Genomic DNA, 15,426 nt, shown 5'->3' with positions numbered 1-15,426 from the left:
GGGCCGGGCAGGGTTTTCCCGCCGGACCTTCTGCCCGCTGTCTCTGCCTGCTGTCCAAGGATGCCAAACATCCGCCGGGCCCTGCGAAACTGTGACAGCTGACGATATCCCTCTCATCCTAGAGGACATAGTTTCCGGCGGTTTCTCCCGGGGACGCACGCAGCAGTCTGGAACTATAGTCGGATAAGGGCAAACAACTCTTTTGGGGGCACACCTTGGGTCAGGACAATCACAACGGCGAGACCCCGCGGGAGCGGGAGCAGCCTTCCGGGCCCGGGGACGGAACCGGAGTACCGGCGGTACCACCGCCCGCGCCGCCGTGGGGCCAGCCGGCACCGCCGCAGAACCCCTGGGAGCGCCAGGGCCAGCAGTGGGGCACTCCCGGCTTTCCCCCGCCCGGCCAGCAGGGCCAGCAGGGCCAGCCCGGCCAGCAGTGGGGCACTCCCGGCTTTCCCCCGCCCGGCCAGCAGGGCCAGCAGGGCCAGCCCGGCCAGCAGTGGGGCACTCCCGGCTTTCCCCCGCCCGGCCAGCAGGGCCAGCCCGGCCAGCCGTGGGGCGCCTTTCCACAGCAGGGCCAGTGGGCGCCCCCGCCCAAACCGGGAGTTATCCCGCTTCGGCCGCTGGGACTGGGTGAGCTGCTGGACGGAGCCTTCCAGGCCTGCCGCAAAAATCCGGCGGCGACCTTCGGAACAGCTCTCCTGATTCAGGCCGTCGTGGCCGTCCTGACGCTCTTTTTTGTCCGCAACGTGGTTTCCCCGGTGGTTCTGGACGAAGACTTCGGTACGGCCGGGCAGGCAGTCGGCCCGGTGCTGACCTCCGGAACGCTCCTGACCATCGTGTCCGTCATTGGCGTCCTGCTGCTGCAGGGAATGCTGGTTGTACCGGTTGCACGGTCCATCCTGAACCTCAAAACAGGGTTCGCCCAGACCTGGAAGCTCTCCGGCAGGCGGTTGCTGCCGCTCGCGGGACTGGGGGTGCTGCTGACGGTAATCCTCATCGCCGGAGTAGTGGCCTTCGCCGTTGCCCTGGTGCTGGTCGTGGACACCTTGGGACCGGCCGGCGTCGCGGTGGTCATTGTCGGCGTTCTGGCTCTCATCGCCGTCGCCGTCTGGCTGGCGGTCAAGCTTGCCCTGGCACCGGCAGCCCTGGTGCTGGAACCGGCCGGCGTCTTCGCGTCCATCCGCCGTTCCTGGCAGTTGACGCGGGGCAATTTCTGGCGGTCCTTCGGGATCCTGGCGCTTACTTTACTGCTGGTGACCATCGTTTCTTCGGTGATCAGCACTCCCGTGGGCCTGCTGCTGGGTCTTGTCGGCGCCTTTGGCAGCGGGGGCGAAGCGGGTCCCGCTGCCGCAGTGGCGCTGGTGGCACTGAACGTGGCCGTCACGGCCTTCTTCAGCGCCATCGGATACGCCTTCCAGGCAGCAGTGACCTCGCTGCTCTATGTTGACCTGCGGATCCGCCGCGAGGGCTTCGATATCGCGCTGATGAAGGAGCAGGAGCTGGCCGGGACCGGCAATCCCGACCTCGTACCCGGCCGGGCCCGGGGCACCGGCCTGTGACCGTGCCGTTGGGAGCCGTGCCGTTGGGAGTCGCGCCGGGCATTGAAGTCCCGGTTGTCCCGGATGAAGCGCAGGGGCGCGAGTGGGCTGAACGCGAGCTGTCGAGGTCCGTCTATGATGAGGCCAAACCGAGCCTGCTGGACCGGTTCTGGCAGTGGGCGGGAGAGTTTCTCGGCGATCTCCTCGACAGCATCTCCGGCGTCGATCCGTCCCTTGGCGTGGTGCTGCTGGCCGTTGGCGCGGCGGCTGTGCTTGCTGTGGCCGTCTTCCTGGTGCGACCGCGCCTGAATGCCCGCAGACGCCGGGAGATTTTCGACTCCGGGGAGACCCGGGAGGCTGTGGACCACCGACTACTCTCGGCTGAGGCGGCCGCACGGGGTGACTGGGACACAGCTCTGGCGGAGCGGCTGCGCGCAGTAATCCGGTCAGCGGAAGAGCGGGTGATCCTGGAACCGAGGGCCGGCCGCACGGCAGCGGAAGCAGGTCAGGAACTGGCCCTGTCCTTCCCCTCTGCAGCACCGGAAGTCCTCTGGCTGTCCCGCCGTTTTGATGAAGTCCGGTACGGGCACCTTCAGGCAACGGCAGCCGATGCCCACAGGGCCGCAGCCCTGGATACGCTGCTGGAATCCTCGGCTCCCGACTCCGCCGGCACAGCTTCCGCAGTATCCGCAGCTCCGGCGGTCCCCCGGTGACCGCGGCCGGAACCGTTGAGGCTACCGCCCCGGGAACCGCGGGACAGACAGGTCTCCGGGCCCGCCTGCGTGCCTGGCGGCTGTGGATCATCCTCGCCCTGGTCCTGGTCCTGGTTGTTGTCCTGGGCATCCTGGGCAGTCCCCGCACTGCGCCGCCGAGCCTCTCCCCTGCCAACCCGGCCCCGGGCGGCGCCATGGCCGCTGCCCGGATCCTGGAGGATCAGGGGGTGGAGGTTCTTTCGCCCGGGTCGTTTGATGAGGCCCTGGACGTCCTGGCGGACAAGGGATCCGATGCGACCCTGCTGCTCGTTGACCCGAACAGTTTCCTCAGCGAGGAGCAGCTGGCCGAATTCTCCGGGACTGCCCGGCGAACGGTTCTCGTCCAGCCAACATTCGCACAGCTCTCCGCCCTGGCTCCCGACATCCGCTCAGCCGGGGTGGTGCCCGAAGACAGCAGCGGCGGAGCGCTTCGGGCCGCCTGCGACGAGCCCGACGCCGAGGCAGCTGCCAGCGTGAATGCCGGCGGCCTTGCTTACCGGGCTCCCGTTGTCTGCTTTCCGGTTCCCGGAAGCGACGGCTCCGCAGGCGCCTATGCCGCCGACGACGACGGCGCCGTCGTCCTGGGCAACACCGCTTTCCTGGCCAACGCCACACTGGCAGACCGCGGCAATGCCGCCCTGGCCCTGCGCACCCTGGGTTCCACCGAGACGCTGGTCTGGTATCTGCCGACCGCCGCCGATATCCCGGCCTCCGAACTGCCCGCAGATCCGCGGACGCTGATGCCCGAATGGGTGGATCCGCTGCTGCTGTGGCTGCTGGTGGTGGCCGCGCTGGCGATGTTCTGGCGCGGCCGCAGGCTGGGACCGCTGGCGGTCGAACCCCTGCCGGTGGTGGTACGGTCCGCAGAGACAGCCGAAGGCCGTGCCCGGCTTTACCAGGACGGGCGGGCCTCCGGCCGTGCCGCCGATACACTCCGCGCCGCCGCCCTGACCCGCCTTGCCGCCAAACTCCGGCTCGGCCCGCAGGCCACCGCCGACATGGTGGTGCGGGCGGCCGCACAGGCCACCGGACGTTCGGTGGCTAACGTCGACCGGTTACTGAACCGTCCACTGCCCGCCCGCGACGCCGAGCTCGTGCAATGGTCGCAGGATTTGCAAGCCCTAGAGGAAGAGGTCACCGCATCATGAGCCAGCAGTACCAGCCGCAGGCAGCACCCAACCCGGTTCCGCCGCCGGGACCTTCCGCACCGCCGCCCGCCGGAGAACCGGGGCCTGCCCCGGCGCCGGAGTACACCCCGCCCCGGACACCGGCCGGTTCCGGCCCCGGCGCCGACCCCGTACGGCAGGCGCTGCTTGATGTCCGGCAGGAAGTGGCCAAGGCTGTGGTGGGGCAGGACGCTGCAGTCACCGGACTGATCATTGCCCTGCTGGCGCGCGGGCATGTCCTCCTCGAAGGCGTCCCGGGTGTGGCCAAAACCCTGCTGGTGCGGACCCTGTCGGCTGCCTTGGACCTGGATACCAAGCGGGTCCAGTTCACCCCTGACCTGATGCCCGGCGACGTGACCGGATCGCTGATTTATGACGGCCGCACGTCGGAGTTCTCCTTCCGGGAGGGGCCGGTCTTCACCAACATCCTGCTGGCCGATGAAATAAACCGCACTCCTCCCAAGACGCAGGCCTCGCTGCTGGAGGCCATGGAGGAGCGCCAAGTCTCCGTGGACGGTGTTTCGCGCCCCCTGCCCGATCCCTTCATCGTGGCGGCCACTTCCAACCCGGTGGAGTACGAAGGAACGTATTCCCTCCCGGAGGCCCAGCTGGACCGCTTCCTGCTGAAACTGACCCTGGACCTGCCCGGCCGCGACGATGAGATCGAGATTATCCGCCGTCACAGCGGGGGGTTCGATCCGCGGAACCTCGGCGCAGCCGGTGTCCGCGCGGTTGCCACGGCCGGAGACCTGGAAAAAGCCCGCGAAGCCGTGGCCCGGGTGGCGGTTTCACCTGAGGTCCTGGGCTACATCGTGGACCTCGTCCGGGCAACCCGGGCAGCGCCGTCGTTCCAGCTGGGCGTCTCACCGCGCGGTGCCACCGCGCTGCTCAACACTTCCCGCGCCTGGGCCTGGCTCTCCGGCCGTTCCTTCGTGACCCCCGACGACGTCAAGGCACTGACGCTTCCCGCACTGCGGCACCGGGTCTCCCTGCGGCCCGAAGCCCAGATGGACGGCGTGAGCGTTGACGACGTGCTGGGCAGCATCCTGGCCACCGTGCCGGTGCCCCGCTAGGACGCCGGACAGTAATGGCGATTTCCGGCCGGCTGGTCCTGTTTGCCGCAGCAGGCGCCGCTGCGGTCCTGCTCTTCCCCGGCACCGGCGCAGTGTGGCTGTGGCTGCTCCTGATGTCGGTTGCCGCCGCGGCCGACCTGCTCGCTGCCGCATCACCACGCGCGCTGTCCGTGGAGCGCATCGTTCCTGCCGGCGTGCGGCTGACGGAGCCGGCCACCGTGGTGCTGATTATCCGCAACAACGGCCGCCGGACCCTCCGCGGAAGCTTCCGGGACGGCTGGCAGCCTTCCGCCAGGGCACGCAATCCCGTGCAGCAGCTGCGGCTTCCGGCCGGTGAAGCACGGCGCTACGAGGTCTCGCTGATGCCGGAACGCCGGGGTGAACTCCACAGCGAATTTGTCACGGTCCGCAGTTTTGGCCCGCTGGGCCTTGCAGCACGCCAGCGCACGCTGCAGAGCCCGGCGGTGCTGCGGGTGCTGCCGCCGTTTCATGCCAAGCGTCATCTGCCGTCAAAGCTGCGGCGGCTGCGGGAACTGGACGGCAATGCCTCGGTCCAGCTGCGCGGCGCCGGAACAGAGTTCGACTCGCTTCGCGACTATGTCCGGGGCGACGACGTGCGGTCCATCGACTGGCGCGCCACGGCCCGGCGGCGGGACACCGTGGTGCGGACCTGGCGGCCCGAGCGGGACCGGCGGGTGGTGCTGCTGCTGGACACTTCACGCACCTCCGCCGCGCGGATTGCCGAGGAACCCCGGCTGGACACCGGCATCGAAGCTGCCCTGCTGCTGGCGATGCTCGCCCACGGCGGGGCGGACCGGGTGGACTTTTTGGCCTTTGACCGGCGTATCCGGGCCCGGGTGCAGTCCGGCTCCAAGGGCAACCTCCTCAACCACCTCGTCACGGCCATGGCTCCGCTGGAAGCCGAACTGATCGAAGCAGATTTCACCCTTGTGCCGGGCGCCGTCCGTTCCGTTTCCACCCGCCGCTCCCTGGTGGTGCTCATTACGGCTCTGGACTCCGGCGCCGTCGAGGAGGGACTGCTGCCGGTGCTGCCGCAGCTGCTGGAAAAGCATGTGGTGGTGATTGCCTCGGTCCGGGACCCGGAGCTGGAACAGCTGCGCCTGCAGCGGAGTACGGCAACGGAGACCTTCCGCGCGGCGGCCGCAGAACGGGCTCTGCTGGACCGTGCGGCCATGACCGCCCAGCTTCGGGCCATGGGTGCGGAAGTTGTCGACGAGACCCCGCATGAGCTCCCGCCCAAGCTCGCCGATTTATACATCCGGCTCAAGTCCTCCGGAAGGTTGTAGGGCTGCCATGAACAGTTTTGCGCCGCCCCCTTCCGGATACCCGGACTCGATCTACCGCAGCGTGCTCGGCCCGGACTTTGCGCGGCTGCAGCCCCAGCTGCAGGACTACTTCTCCGCCGGGGAGGAATCGGGAACGTTCGGTGAAGGCACGGGGGTCTTCGAAACGGCGGGCTGTCCCCGTCCCTGGCTGCGTCCGCTGCTGCCGCTGGTTCCGGTTTCGAACGCGTTTTTTCCCGACTACGGCACCGGGATTCCGTTTAGCATCCGCAACTATCCCCACCGGGACCCGTGGGGCAGGCCCTCGCTGACGGCGGTCCGGACCTTCCACTTTCCGCGCCGGGACCGGGTCTTCGAGGACACGACCACCCTCACCGGCCCCGGCCGACTCACCGATTATCTGGGCGCCGGGCGGAACCTCGCCACGGATCTGGTGCTCTCGGTGACCGAGGAAGGGCACCTGCGCATGAACTCGCCGCGCAGCCGGCTGTTTCTCGGCCCGCTTCGGCTTCCGCTGCCGGCCTTCGCCTCAGCGGATGCGCAGGTCGAACAGTGGTACGACGGCGGCACGGGTACCTTCCGGATCCGCACCCGCGTCATCCAGCGGCAGGTCGGTACGGTCTTCGTGTACGACGGCAGCTTCGGCTATTCCCGGCTGCCCTGGGACGGCCAGCTCCCTGCCGGCGCCGTTCCGGCCCGGTGGGAGCGGCGGGTCTAGGCGGGTCTCAAGGGCTGTGCAGGTAGCTGTGCAGGTGCTAGCTTTCGGCCGCCACCGAGGTCAGCGCTTCGGCCGTCTGGGTGAGCCGGGTCAGCATCCGGCGGGCGGACGACGGCGAGGCCTCCGAAAGCTCCGACGCAGGCGTCAGGCGCAGCGCGGGCAGGGCGGCGGCGCCCAGGCCGATTTTGGTCCACGGCCGCATCACGTCCTCCACCAGGGCGGTGACCCGTCGCGGCTCGGCGGCATTCTCCGGAACCGGCAGGATGCCCAGCCAAATCGTCTTTCCGGCCTCCACAGCTTCGGCGATGGCTTCCCAGTCCGCTCCGGTCAGCCCGGCCGCCGGCAGGGCGGCTCCGTGCGCACCGGCTCCGAGGGCCAGGTTGAAGGGTGACTGCGCTCCGGGGCGCAGCGCCGCGGAGCGGCCGGTATCCGGCAGCCGCAGCACAGTCTGCGCGGCCCCGGCGGCTGCGAGGGCGGAAATAATCTGCTGCCAGGCGCCGGACACTTCGTTGGCCGGCACGGAGCGCAGCGTGCGGTAGCCGCTGGCGGTGGGAATGCTCCCGCCCAGCACATCGGCAATTTCCGGCTCATCCAGCTGGATGATGATTTCCGCGCCGGGCGCCGCCTCGCGGACCCGCGACACAAAGTCTGCCGCTCCGGCGGTCAGTGACTGCAGCAGCTCCCGCCGGGCGCCGGCGTCGGACAGTGCCCGCTCGCCGTTGTGCAGGTGAAGCCCCGCTGCCAGTGACAGCGGCCCGCGGAGGGAAACCTTCACCTGGTGTGAGGGGCTCTCTTCCACGCCTGCCACGTCAGCCAGCGCGTTGAGGTCCTGGTTCAGCAGGGACACGGCCCGGCGGTGGTCCTTTCCGGCGCGCGGCACCAGGCGCCAGCCGTGCGGCTGGACGTCGACCGAGAGGTCCACGAGCAGCGCGGCGGTCCGTCCAAGGGCATCGGCACCGGGTCCCCGCGCAGGCAGTTCCGGCAGGAACGGCAGGTGCGGATCACCGAGTTCGCCGCGGATGATGCGGCTGGCCTCCACCGGGTCGGTGCCGGGCCAGGCCCCCAGGGCCGTTGCCGTCACCGTGGTGGAAGCGGCCCGTTCCGGGGCCTGCCCCGCCGCGTCCGGGTGTCTAGAGTCCTGCTTCATTGCTGTTGCCGCCGTTGTGGTTGTCGGAGATCGCCTGATGGTGCCGGATGACCTCGCTGATGATGAAATTCAGGAACTTTTCGGCGAACGCCGGGTCCAGGTGCGCGTCCTCCGCGAGGCGTCGGAGCCGGGCAATCTGCGCAGCCTCGCGGCCCGGGTCTCCGGCCGGAAGGCTGTGGACGGCTTTGAGGAACCCTACCCGCTGCGTGGCCTTAAACCGCTCGGCCAGCAAGTACACCAGCGTTGCATCAATGTTGTCGATGCTGCTGCGCACCGCCAGCAGCTCCTGCATGACCTCGTCGGAGACCTTCCCGGAAAGGGAACTGGCCGTGGGGTCGAACTCGTCTGCGGGGGTATCAGTCATGGCTCCAGTCTAGGGTCCGGGCCGGGCCGGAGCGGAGCAGGTTACGCCGCGGAGCAGTTGGGGTCAGGAGACCGCAGCCGGGTCCCATTCCAGCGAACGGGCCTTGTCGATCGTGGCCTGCCCCAGTACCCGGGTGCCCTGGTAGACCACCATGGACTGGCCCGGCGCCACGCCGCGCATCGGCTCGTTCAGCCGGACCACCAGCTCCTCGCGGACGCCGCCGGTCTCTTCGGAAACCACGTCTTCCATCCAGCCGCGCGCGGCCACGGGGTCGCCGTGCGCGCGGACCTGGACCATGCAGTCGAATTCGGTGCGGGCTGCGATTTCAGGAATCGGCAGGCCGGCCCAGGAGATCTTGATGCCGCGCATCTGGTCGATGTTCAGCAGCTTCTCCGGCCCCACAATGACCTTGTTTTCCTTCGGCCGGATTTCCAGCACGAAGCGCGGCTTGCCGTCGTCGGCCGGGCGGCCCAGCTTCAGGCCCTTTCGCTGGCCCACGGTGAAGGCGTTGGCACCGGGGTGGGTACCGATTTTCTCGCCGGAAGCGTCAACAATGTCCCCCTCGCTCAGGTCAATGCGTTCCTCGAGCCAGCCGCGGGTGTCGCCGTCGGGGATGAAGCAGATGTCGTGGCTGTCGGGCTTGTTGGCCACCGACAGGCCCCGGCGTTCGGCTTCGGCGCGGACCTCGGCCTTGGACGGGGTGTCTGCCAGCGGGAACATCGAGTGCTTGAGCTGTTCGTGGGTCAGAACGCCCAGTACGTAGGACTGGTCCTTGGCCCAGTCTGCGGCGCGGTGCAGTTCCGGGTTGCCGTCGGCATCGGTAAGCACCTTGGCGTAGTGGCCGGTGCAGACCGCGTCGAACCCCAGGGCGAGCGCCTTTTCCAGCAGCGCGGCGAACTTAATGCGTTCGTTGCAGCGCATGCAGGGGTTCGGGGTGCGGCCGGCGGCGTATTCGGCGATGAAGTCATCCACCACGTCTTCCTTAAACCGCTCGGAGAAGTCCCACACGTAGTACGGGATACCCAGGATGTCGCACGCGCGCCAGGCATCGCGGGAATCCTCGATGGTGCAGCAGCCCCGGCTGCCGGTGCGCAGTGTTCCGGGCATGCGCGAAAGCGCCAGGTGGACGCCGACGACGTCGTGCCCGGCCTCAACTGCCCGTGCTGCGGCTACCGCGGAGTCAACTCCGCCGCTCATTGCTGCCAAAACCTTCATGAAGTAAAACCTGTTCCTGCTGTTTGGATGCTGCTGACATGGGACGCCATTCCGGCCTTTTTCGCCCGTTCATAGGCTTCGGGAAGAGCCGCCAACAAAGTGTCAACGTCTTCGGGGCCGGTTGTATGCCCGAGGCTGAAACGCTGCGCCCCCCGGGCCTGTGTTTCGCTCAGGCCCATGGCCAGCAAAACGTGGGAGGGCCGCGGGACTCCGGCCGTGCACGCGGACCCCGTAGAGGACTCAACCCCGGCCAGGTCCAGCAGGAAGAGCAGCGAATCGCCTTCGCAGCCGGGGAAGGTGAAGTGGGCATTTCCGGGCAGGCGGCGGGGCATGCCGTCTGCGTACGCGGCCGCTCCGCCGTCGTCCCGCGCACCGCGCAGAACGGCGTCGGGGATCGCTTCCTCGACGCCGGCGATCAGTTTGTCGCGCAGGCTCCGCAGCCTGGCGGCTTCGGCGGGAAGGTTTTCAGTGACTTCGCGCGCGGCTGCCGCGAACGCTGCTATGCCCGGGGTGTCGAGGGTGCCCGAGCGGATGTCCCGCTCCTGTCCGCCGCCGTGCATCACCGGGGTAAGTTTGACCGCCCGCCCGACGACGAGGGCGCCGATGCCCACCGGCCCGCCGATCTTGTGGCCGCTGATGGCCATCGTGTCCGCGCCCGAGGCCCGGAAGTCCACCGGCAGGGCTCCGAAGGCCTGCACGGCATCGGTGTGTACGGGTACACCGTAGGAATGGGCAAGAGCCGTGATCGCGGGAATGTCCTGGACCGTGCCCACCTCGTTGTTGGCCCACATGACCGTCAGCAGCGCCGTGGTGCCGGCGTGCGCTTCCAGTTCCGCGCGGATGGCGTCCAGGGGCACAACGCCGTCGCTGTCCACGGGCAGCCACACCACGGTGGCCCCTTCATGCTTTTCCAGCCACTGCACGGTGTCCTGGACGGCGTGGTGCTCAATGGGAGAGCAGAGGATGCGGGTGCGGGCCGGGTCACCGTCGCGCCGCGACCAGTACAGGCCCTTCACCGCAAGGTTGTCCGCTTCGGTCCCGCCGGAGGTAAAGATGATCTCCGAGGGGTGGCAGCCCGCGGCGGCAGCCAGCGCCTCGCGGGACTCTTCCACCACCATCCGGGCGCGCCGGCCGGAGCCGTGCAGCGAGGACGGGTTTCCGCTGCGGCGAAGTTCTGACGTGAGTGCGGCGAGGGCCGATGCCGAGATAGGCGTGGTCGCCGCGTGATCTAGATACACGGGCACACCCTAATTCTAACGGTGTTCGCTGCGGATGCCGATTCCCCGGGCAAATGCGGCCGCGGACGGCGCTTCCGCCGGGAAAGGAGCGGGGATGGCAGACTGCTGCTGTGACACCGCCAACCAGACCCGCCGCTGCCGGCCGTGCTCCGCTCCTGCAGGCCCTGGCCGCCCGGCTGGCCGGCATGCACCCGGACCGGCGGATCTTCGCAGCAATCGACGGCGTGGACGGCTCCGGCAAAACGACGTTTGCCGACGCCCTCGCCGCCGTCCTGGCAGCGGGCCCGCACCACCGCCCGGCAGTGCGCCTATCACTGGATGACTTCCACCACCCCCGCGCCCTGCGGTACCGGCAGGGCCGCGGGTCGGCGGAAGGCTTCCGGCATGATTCCTACAACGTGGAACAGTTCCGGGCCTACGTCCTCGATCCCCTCAAACCCTCCGGAGCCGGCTGCTACCGGCCGGCGGGCCATGACCTGGCGAGCGATGCGGTGCTGGACGCGCCGCCGGTTGCCGCCCCGCCCGCCGCCGTCGTTCTGGTGGACGGACTGTTCCTGCACCGGGCCGAACTGGCGCCGCACTGGGATTTTTCGGTGTTTCTGGACGTTCCGTTTTCCGAAACCGCAGCCCGGATGGCGGTGCGGGACGGAACACCGGCTGACCCGGCACATCCGGAAATGCACCGGTATGTTGGCGGTCAGCGGCTGTACTTTGCCGATACGGATCCTGCCCGGCAGGCGTCCGTGGTGGTGGAGAACAGCAATCCGGAACGGCCCTTTGTCATTGCCGCCTCCGACGCGGGGTACCGCAGGCAGCCGTCCGGGCGCGGCTAGCATTGTCCTTCCGCGGGTAGAGTTTTCCCGGACCGTTCCCCTGCGGCAGCTTTCGGAAACACAGCAGCCCCCTGCGTCGTTGTAACGTCTGCACCGCTGCTTTTGAGAACCACCTATGCACCGCCACAACGAGAGGAACTGCTGTGAGCCCGTCGCCCAAGACGCTGTATGAGGTTTTGGGTATTGCCCCCACGGCCACCGCGGAACAGATCAAGGCGGCCTACCGCAAGGCCGCCCGTGCCACACATCCGGACTCCGGCGGCAGCAGCGAGACCTTCCACGTGGTTGCCGAGGCGTACGAGGTCCTGTCCAATCCGCAGCAAAAGGCCGCGTATGACCTGAGCCTGGGCAGGGGGCGGGGGGCAGCGCCGACGCCCGGCGGCGCCGGCTCACGGACCGGCTATCCGCGGAAAGGGACCGTCCCGGCGGAGGACGCCCTGGACACTGCCCCGCGGTTTGTGCCCGACTTCTCCCCCGGTTCCCCTCCCGTGCTGCCGCTTGCGCTGGCGGGCCAGCAGATCCACGGATCGCCGCGGCGTCCCGGCCTGTTCTCCCGGCTCGGCTCCGGCGCCGGTGCCCGGTACGACGGCGAGAACCTCACCATTGGTCTCCTGCAGCGCACCCTGCTCGAGGATTATCCGGCCGGCCGGCTGGTTAACGGGCTACACATGCCCGACCGCTCTCCGCGCGGGGGGAACCTCGACGTCGGGCACGTCCTGCTGGGCGGCTACCGGATGGCCGTGCTGGAATCCCAGATGGCTTCCCCGGGCAACTACAACTGGGACGGAAGGCACCTGCGCAACCGCGGCCGGGAGGTCAACATCGGCCGGCTGCCTGATGCCGTGCGCACCCTCCAGGACCGTTTCCCGGAGTGCAACGTCAGCGGCTGGGTGGTTCTGCACAGCCCCAACGGCAATCCCTTTGAACCTGTCATCGACTATCCGCCCTCCCTCAGCCGCAGCGCCCCCGCCATGGTTCACGTGGCCAACGCCGGGACGCTTCAGCGGGAGCTCCGCCGTTTTTTCAACGACGGACCGCAGCCCAATGTGGTGCAGCTCCCCGTCCTCGGCGGACTCATTGATGCGTCGGTGCGCTAGCTACCGGCATAGGATGGGGATGTGTTCCGCATCCTCTTCCACTCCCCCGAAATTCCCGGCAATACCGGCAACGCGATCCGCCTTGCCGCGATCACCGGAGCCGAGCTCCACCTCGTTGAGCCCCTGGGCTTCGAACTGGAGGATTCCAAGCTGCGGCGCGCAGGCCTGGACTACCACGACCTCGCCGTCCTCCACGTTCATCCGACGCTCGAAGCGGCCTGGAAGGCACTGGCCCCGGAACGCGTTTACGCCTTCACCTCCAGCGGGGAAACGTCCTACACCGACATCGCCTACCAGCCCGGCGACGTGCTGATGTTCGGCCGCGAATCCGTGGGACTGGATGAGGATGTGCTGCAGGATCCGCACGTCACCGCCCGGGTCCGGCTGCCGATGCTGCCCTCCCTGCGTTCCCTGAACCTTGCCAATTCCGCCTCCATTGCCGTCTACGAAGCCTGGCGCCAGCACGGCTTCGCAGGTGCCCAGCTCTAAGGACTCCCCATGCCCGAGACCCACATTGGAACCGCGTTTGACGACGGCGCCGCCGACTTTGACCGTTTGGCCCCTTCGCTGTGGAATCCAATGGGCAACGCCCTGGTAGCTGCGGCGGAAGTCGGCATGGGCGACAGCATCCTGGACGCGGGCTGCGGCAGCGGCGCCACCACCATCCCCGCCGCCCAGTACGCCGGACCCGAAGCACGGGTGGACGGCATCGACATCTCCGCCGACATGCTGGCCCTCGCGCAGGCCAAGGCCTCCACCCTGTCCCTGGACAACGTAGCCCTGCATCACGGCGACGTGACCGAGTGGACCGCGGAGGAACCGTATGACGTGGTGCTTTCCGCCTATTCGATGTTCTTCCTTCCGGACATGGATGCCGGCGCCGCGCACCTGGTCTCGAACCTGCGCCCCGGCGGGCGCCTGGCGCTGAGCACCTGGGCGGAAGGATCGCTGTCGCCGTTTACGGACCTGCTGCTGCAGGAGTGCCGCAAAGAAACACCGGACTTTGCCGAAGGTCTTTCCCGGACCCGGGACAACGCCGAACGCCTCAATACCCCGGAGAAGCTGGCGGACTGGCTGGAATCGCTCGGGCTCGGGGACATCAAGGTCCTCGAGACGCCCGCGCAGGTCCAGCTCAGTCCGTCCCTGGCCTGGTCCCTGGTCTTGGGCAGCGGCCTGCGCAACCTCCTGCCCGCCGACCCCGAAGCTGCCGAACGGGTCAAGACGGGTTTCCTTGCACTGCTGGGCGAAGAGCACAACCTGAACGCCGACACCCTGATTGCCACGGCGCGCCGCCCCTGAGGGCCGCCCTGAGTTCGGCGCCGGTACGGCCCATCCCCGGCCTGTCCGGCACCGAATACCGGGTATGGAACTCATGGGACAGGTGACGCCGGCGGGTTCTCCCGCGTGCACGGGAGCCGCCCGCCCCGGCGATGCTGTTGCTGCGCCTGCAGCGGGGAGCACCTTTGTCCGCTTATGCTGGGACCCTATGGACACGTCCAATACGGGACGGCCCTCCGCCGCGCAGGCCTCCACATCGGAGGGCGCCGCCGAAGCCGCAGAGAAATCCGGTCAGCATCCCCGGCCCCAAGCCTCGCTGGAAGCGCTCCTCGCGGGCATTGCCGGCGGCAGCCAGGACGACTTTGCCGCGTTCTACGCCCTGACGTCCCGCCGCGTGTACGGGCTCGCGCGCCGGGTGCTGATCGATGCCGAGCTCAGTGAGGACACGACCCAGGAGGTTTATCTTCAGGTGTGGACCAGTGCCTCCCGCTTCGATCCCTCGGTCGGTTCTCCGCTGGCGTGGCTGCTGACGCTCGCCCACCGCCGGGCCGTGGACCGGGTCCGTTCCGAGCAGAGCTCAGCCAACCGCGAGGCCCGCTTCGGCGCCGCCATGCAGGAACCGGACTATGACAACGTGGTGGACACCGTCACCCAGCGGCTTGAGGCCGACGCAGTCCTCCAGTGCCTGGAAACGCTGACCGACACCCAGCGGGAATCGGTCCGGCTGGCCTACTACGGCGGACTGACGTACCGTGAGGTCGCGGAAAAACTGAACGCAGCAGTACCTACCATCAAGTCGCGGATCCGCGACGGACTGATCCGACTCAAGAAGTGCCTGGGGGTGAATTCAGATGCCGGATAACAGCTTTGATGCCGCATCCGACGCCCTCAACAAGGACCTGTCGGAAGGCCGGCTGCTGGAGTGGGCCGAACTGTATGCCCTGAACGCCCTGCCGCAGAATGAGCGGCAGGCCCTGGACACGGCACTGGAGGAGGCGGACCCCTCCGTCCGCCGGGAGTTCCTGAAGCGGGTCTGGAGTGCGCGCGAGACGCTCGCGGGCGGCTACCGGGCCGAGGAACAGCCGCCTGAGGACCTGTTCGAAAAGATTCTCTCCCGCCTGCCCGGGCAGGAGACCGGCCGGCCCGGTCAGAACTCCGGCCGGTCCGGCGGTCAGGGCGCCGCCGGCGGGCCCCGGCCCGTTGACGAGGTAGCTGCCCGCCGCAGCCGCCGTTCCATGCTGCGGGCAGCCCCCGGCCGCTGGATCCTGGCCGGCGCCGCAGCAGCGGCCATTGTGCTGGGCGGGGTTGCCATCGGCAGCAACCTAGGACCCGACTCGGTGCGCGAGGAAGTCCTCCAGGCATCGGATGTCCAGCAGCGGACCATCGAGCTGCCCACCGGCGGAACCGCGGAAGTTGCCACCTCCGCCGGTGAGAACGCAGCCGTCGTGACGCTCAGCGGGGTTCCGGCGCCGCCGGAGGGATCGGTCTACCAGATGTGGCGTCTTCCGGCGGACGGTTCGGACCCCGTGTCCGTAGGCACGATGACGGGCGAGGAAGTCGCCGGGACCAAGGCCACCGAGCTCACCGACATCGAGCCGTACAGCGCCGTGGCCGTCACCGTGGAGCCCGACGGCGGATCCCCCACCCCCACCATGCCCATCGTTCTGGAAATTCCCTTCAGCGCCTAAATCCGGCTTGACCTT

Annotated in this window: 16 protein-coding genes; 12 read left to right on the top strand and 4 right to left on the bottom strand. The window is 68.6% G+C overall.

Annotated features, from left to right (window positions below):
• The first annotated feature begins 215 nt into the window (after nt 1-215).
• The 6 genes from WKB88_RS05615 to WKB88_RS05590 are packed head-to-tail and all read left to right on the top strand — an operon-like array spanning nt 216 to nt 6,551.
• A complete protein-coding gene (locus WKB88_RS05615) occupies nt 216-1,559 on the top strand; it encodes a glycerophosphoryl diester phosphodiesterase membrane domain-containing protein (RefSeq protein WP_341393548.1) in 1,344 nt (447 codons plus the stop codon).
• A 17-nt stretch (nt 1,560-1,576) separates the two neighbouring features.
• On the top strand, nt 1,577-2,251 hold the full coding sequence (locus tag WKB88_RS05610) for a DUF4129 domain-containing protein (RefSeq protein WP_341393547.1): 675 nt from the start codon (nt 1,577-1,579) through the stop codon (nt 2,249-2,251).
• Nucleotides 2,248-3,438, top strand: coding sequence for a DUF4350 domain-containing protein (locus WKB88_RS05605; protein ID WP_341393546.1), 1,191 nt, complete (start codon nt 2,248-2,250; stop codon nt 3,436-3,438). Before WKB88_RS05610 ends, WKB88_RS05605 begins: the two co-directional genes overlap by 4 nt.
• Entirely contained in the window at nt 3,435-4,529 is a 1,095-nt protein-coding gene (locus tag WKB88_RS05600; RefSeq protein WP_341393545.1) for an AAA family ATPase, read from the top strand. Before WKB88_RS05605 ends, WKB88_RS05600 begins: the two co-directional genes overlap by 4 nt.
• Before the next feature lie 14 nt (nt 4,530-4,543).
• Complete coding sequence (locus WKB88_RS05595) at nt 4,544-5,836, top strand: DUF58 domain-containing protein (RefSeq protein ID WP_341393544.1); 1,293 nt, start codon at nt 4,544-4,546, stop codon at nt 5,834-5,836.
• Nucleotides 5,837-5,843: 7 nt separating this feature from the next.
• Nucleotides 5,844-6,551 carry a DUF4166 domain-containing protein gene (locus tag WKB88_RS05590; RefSeq protein WP_341393543.1) on the top strand — a complete coding sequence of 236 codons (708 nt, stop codon included), beginning with the start codon at nt 5,844-5,846 and terminating at the stop codon, nt 6,549-6,551.
• Nucleotides 6,552-6,588: 37 nt separating this feature from the next.
• Here the strand turns inward: WKB88_RS05590 and WKB88_RS05585 are convergent, their stop codons facing one another.
• From WKB88_RS05585 to WKB88_RS05570, 4 genes are all read right to left on the bottom strand, one after another.
• The gene (locus tag WKB88_RS05585) at nt 6,589-7,698 is read right to left on the bottom strand and encodes a hypothetical protein (RefSeq protein WP_341393542.1); all 1,110 of its coding nucleotides are present in this window, start codon (nt 7,696-7,698) and stop codon (nt 6,589-6,591) included.
• A complete protein-coding gene (locus WKB88_RS05580; protein WP_341393541.1) occupies nt 7,682-8,062 on the bottom strand; it encodes a chorismate mutase in 381 nt (126 codons plus the stop codon). Before WKB88_RS05580 ends, WKB88_RS05585 begins: the two co-directional genes overlap by 17 nt.
• Before the next feature lie 63 nt (nt 8,063-8,125).
• Nucleotides 8,126-9,277: a tRNA 2-thiouridine(34) synthase MnmA gene (gene mnmA, locus WKB88_RS05575; protein ID WP_341393540.1), complete on the bottom strand. Its 1,152-nt coding sequence runs from the start codon at nt 9,275-9,277 to the stop codon at nt 8,126-8,128.
• Nucleotides 9,274-10,521: a cysteine desulfurase family protein gene (locus WKB88_RS05570; RefSeq protein WP_341393539.1), complete on the bottom strand. Its 1,248-nt coding sequence runs from the start codon at nt 10,519-10,521 to the stop codon at nt 9,274-9,276. The genes mnmA and WKB88_RS05570 overlap by 4 nt, the downstream gene beginning before the upstream one ends.
• Before the next feature lie 104 nt (nt 10,522-10,625).
• On the opposite strand from WKB88_RS05570, the gene WKB88_RS05565 reads away from it, so the two are divergent.
• The 6 genes from WKB88_RS05565 to WKB88_RS05540 all read left to right on the top strand — a co-directional run bounded on the left by WKB88_RS05565 (nt 10,626) and on the right by WKB88_RS05540 (nt 15,411).
• Complete coding sequence (locus WKB88_RS05565; RefSeq protein WP_341393538.1) at nt 10,626-11,348, top strand: uridine kinase; 723 nt, start codon at nt 10,626-10,628, stop codon at nt 11,346-11,348.
• A gap of 143 nt (nt 11,349-11,491) precedes the next feature.
• The gene (locus WKB88_RS05560; RefSeq protein WP_341393537.1) at nt 11,492-12,445 is read left to right on the top strand and encodes a J domain-containing protein; all 954 of its coding nucleotides are present in this window, start codon (nt 11,492-11,494) and stop codon (nt 12,443-12,445) included.
• A gap of 21 nt (nt 12,446-12,466) precedes the next feature.
• Nucleotides 12,467-12,934, top strand: a complete 468-nt coding sequence (locus WKB88_RS05555) for a tRNA (cytidine(34)-2'-O)-methyltransferase (protein ID WP_341393536.1) — start codon at nt 12,467-12,469, stop codon at nt 12,932-12,934.
• Nucleotides 12,935-12,943: 9 nt separating this feature from the next.
• Nucleotides 12,944-13,744, top strand: coding sequence for a class I SAM-dependent methyltransferase (locus tag WKB88_RS05550; protein WP_341393535.1), 801 nt, complete (start codon nt 12,944-12,946; stop codon nt 13,742-13,744).
• A gap of 187 nt (nt 13,745-13,931) precedes the next feature.
• On the top strand, nt 13,932-14,585 hold the full coding sequence (gene sigK / locus WKB88_RS05545) for an ECF RNA polymerase sigma factor SigK (protein ID WP_341393534.1): 654 nt from the start codon (nt 13,932-13,934) through the stop codon (nt 14,583-14,585).
• Nucleotides 14,575-15,411 carry an anti-sigma factor gene (locus WKB88_RS05540; protein WP_341393533.1) on the top strand — a complete coding sequence of 279 codons (837 nt, stop codon included), beginning with the start codon at nt 14,575-14,577 and terminating at the stop codon, nt 15,409-15,411. The genes sigK and WKB88_RS05540 overlap by 11 nt, the downstream gene beginning before the upstream one ends.
• The last annotated feature ends 15 nt before the right edge of the window (nt 15,412-15,426 follow it).

This window comes from Arthrobacter sp. G119Y2 (assembly GCF_038069765.1).
In the GTDB taxonomy this organism is placed as follows: domain Bacteria; phylum Actinomycetota; class Actinomycetes; order Actinomycetales; family Micrococcaceae; genus Arthrobacter_B.
This window is presented reverse-complemented; position numbering and strand designations above follow the sequence as displayed.

What these genes read in the sequence shown, in the direction of transcription:
- WKB88_RS05600 (WP_341393545.1), top strand. Translation starts at nt 3,435, where the DNA reads ATGAGCCAGCAGTACCAGCCGCAGGCAGCACCCAACCCGGTTCCGCCG.
- WKB88_RS05595 (WP_341393544.1), top strand. Translation starts at nt 4,544, where the DNA reads ATGGCGATTTCCGGCCGGCTGGTCCTGTTTGCCGCAGCAGGCGCCGCT.
- WKB88_RS05590 (WP_341393543.1), top strand. Translation starts at nt 5,844, where the DNA reads ATGAACAGTTTTGCGCCGCCCCCTTCCGGATACCCGGACTCGATCTAC.
- WKB88_RS05585 (WP_341393542.1), bottom strand. Translation starts at nt 7,698, where the DNA reads ATGAAGCAGGACTCTAGACACCCGGACGCGGCGGGGCAGGCCCCGGAA.
- WKB88_RS05580 (WP_341393541.1), bottom strand. Translation starts at nt 8,062, where the DNA reads ATGACTGATACCCCCGCAGACGAGTTCGACCCCACGGCCAGTTCCCTT.
- mnmA (WP_341393540.1), bottom strand. Translation starts at nt 9,277, where the DNA reads ATGAAGGTTTTGGCAGCAATGAGCGGCGGAGTTGACTCCGCGGTAGCC.
- WKB88_RS05550 (WP_341393535.1), top strand. Translation starts at nt 12,944, where the DNA reads ATGCCCGAGACCCACATTGGAACCGCGTTTGACGACGGCGCCGCCGAC.
- sigK (WP_341393534.1), top strand. Translation starts at nt 13,932, where the DNA reads ATGGACACGTCCAATACGGGACGGCCCTCCGCCGCGCAGGCCTCCACA.
- WKB88_RS05540 (WP_341393533.1), top strand. Translation starts at nt 14,575, where the DNA reads ATGCCGGATAACAGCTTTGATGCCGCATCCGACGCCCTCAACAAGGAC.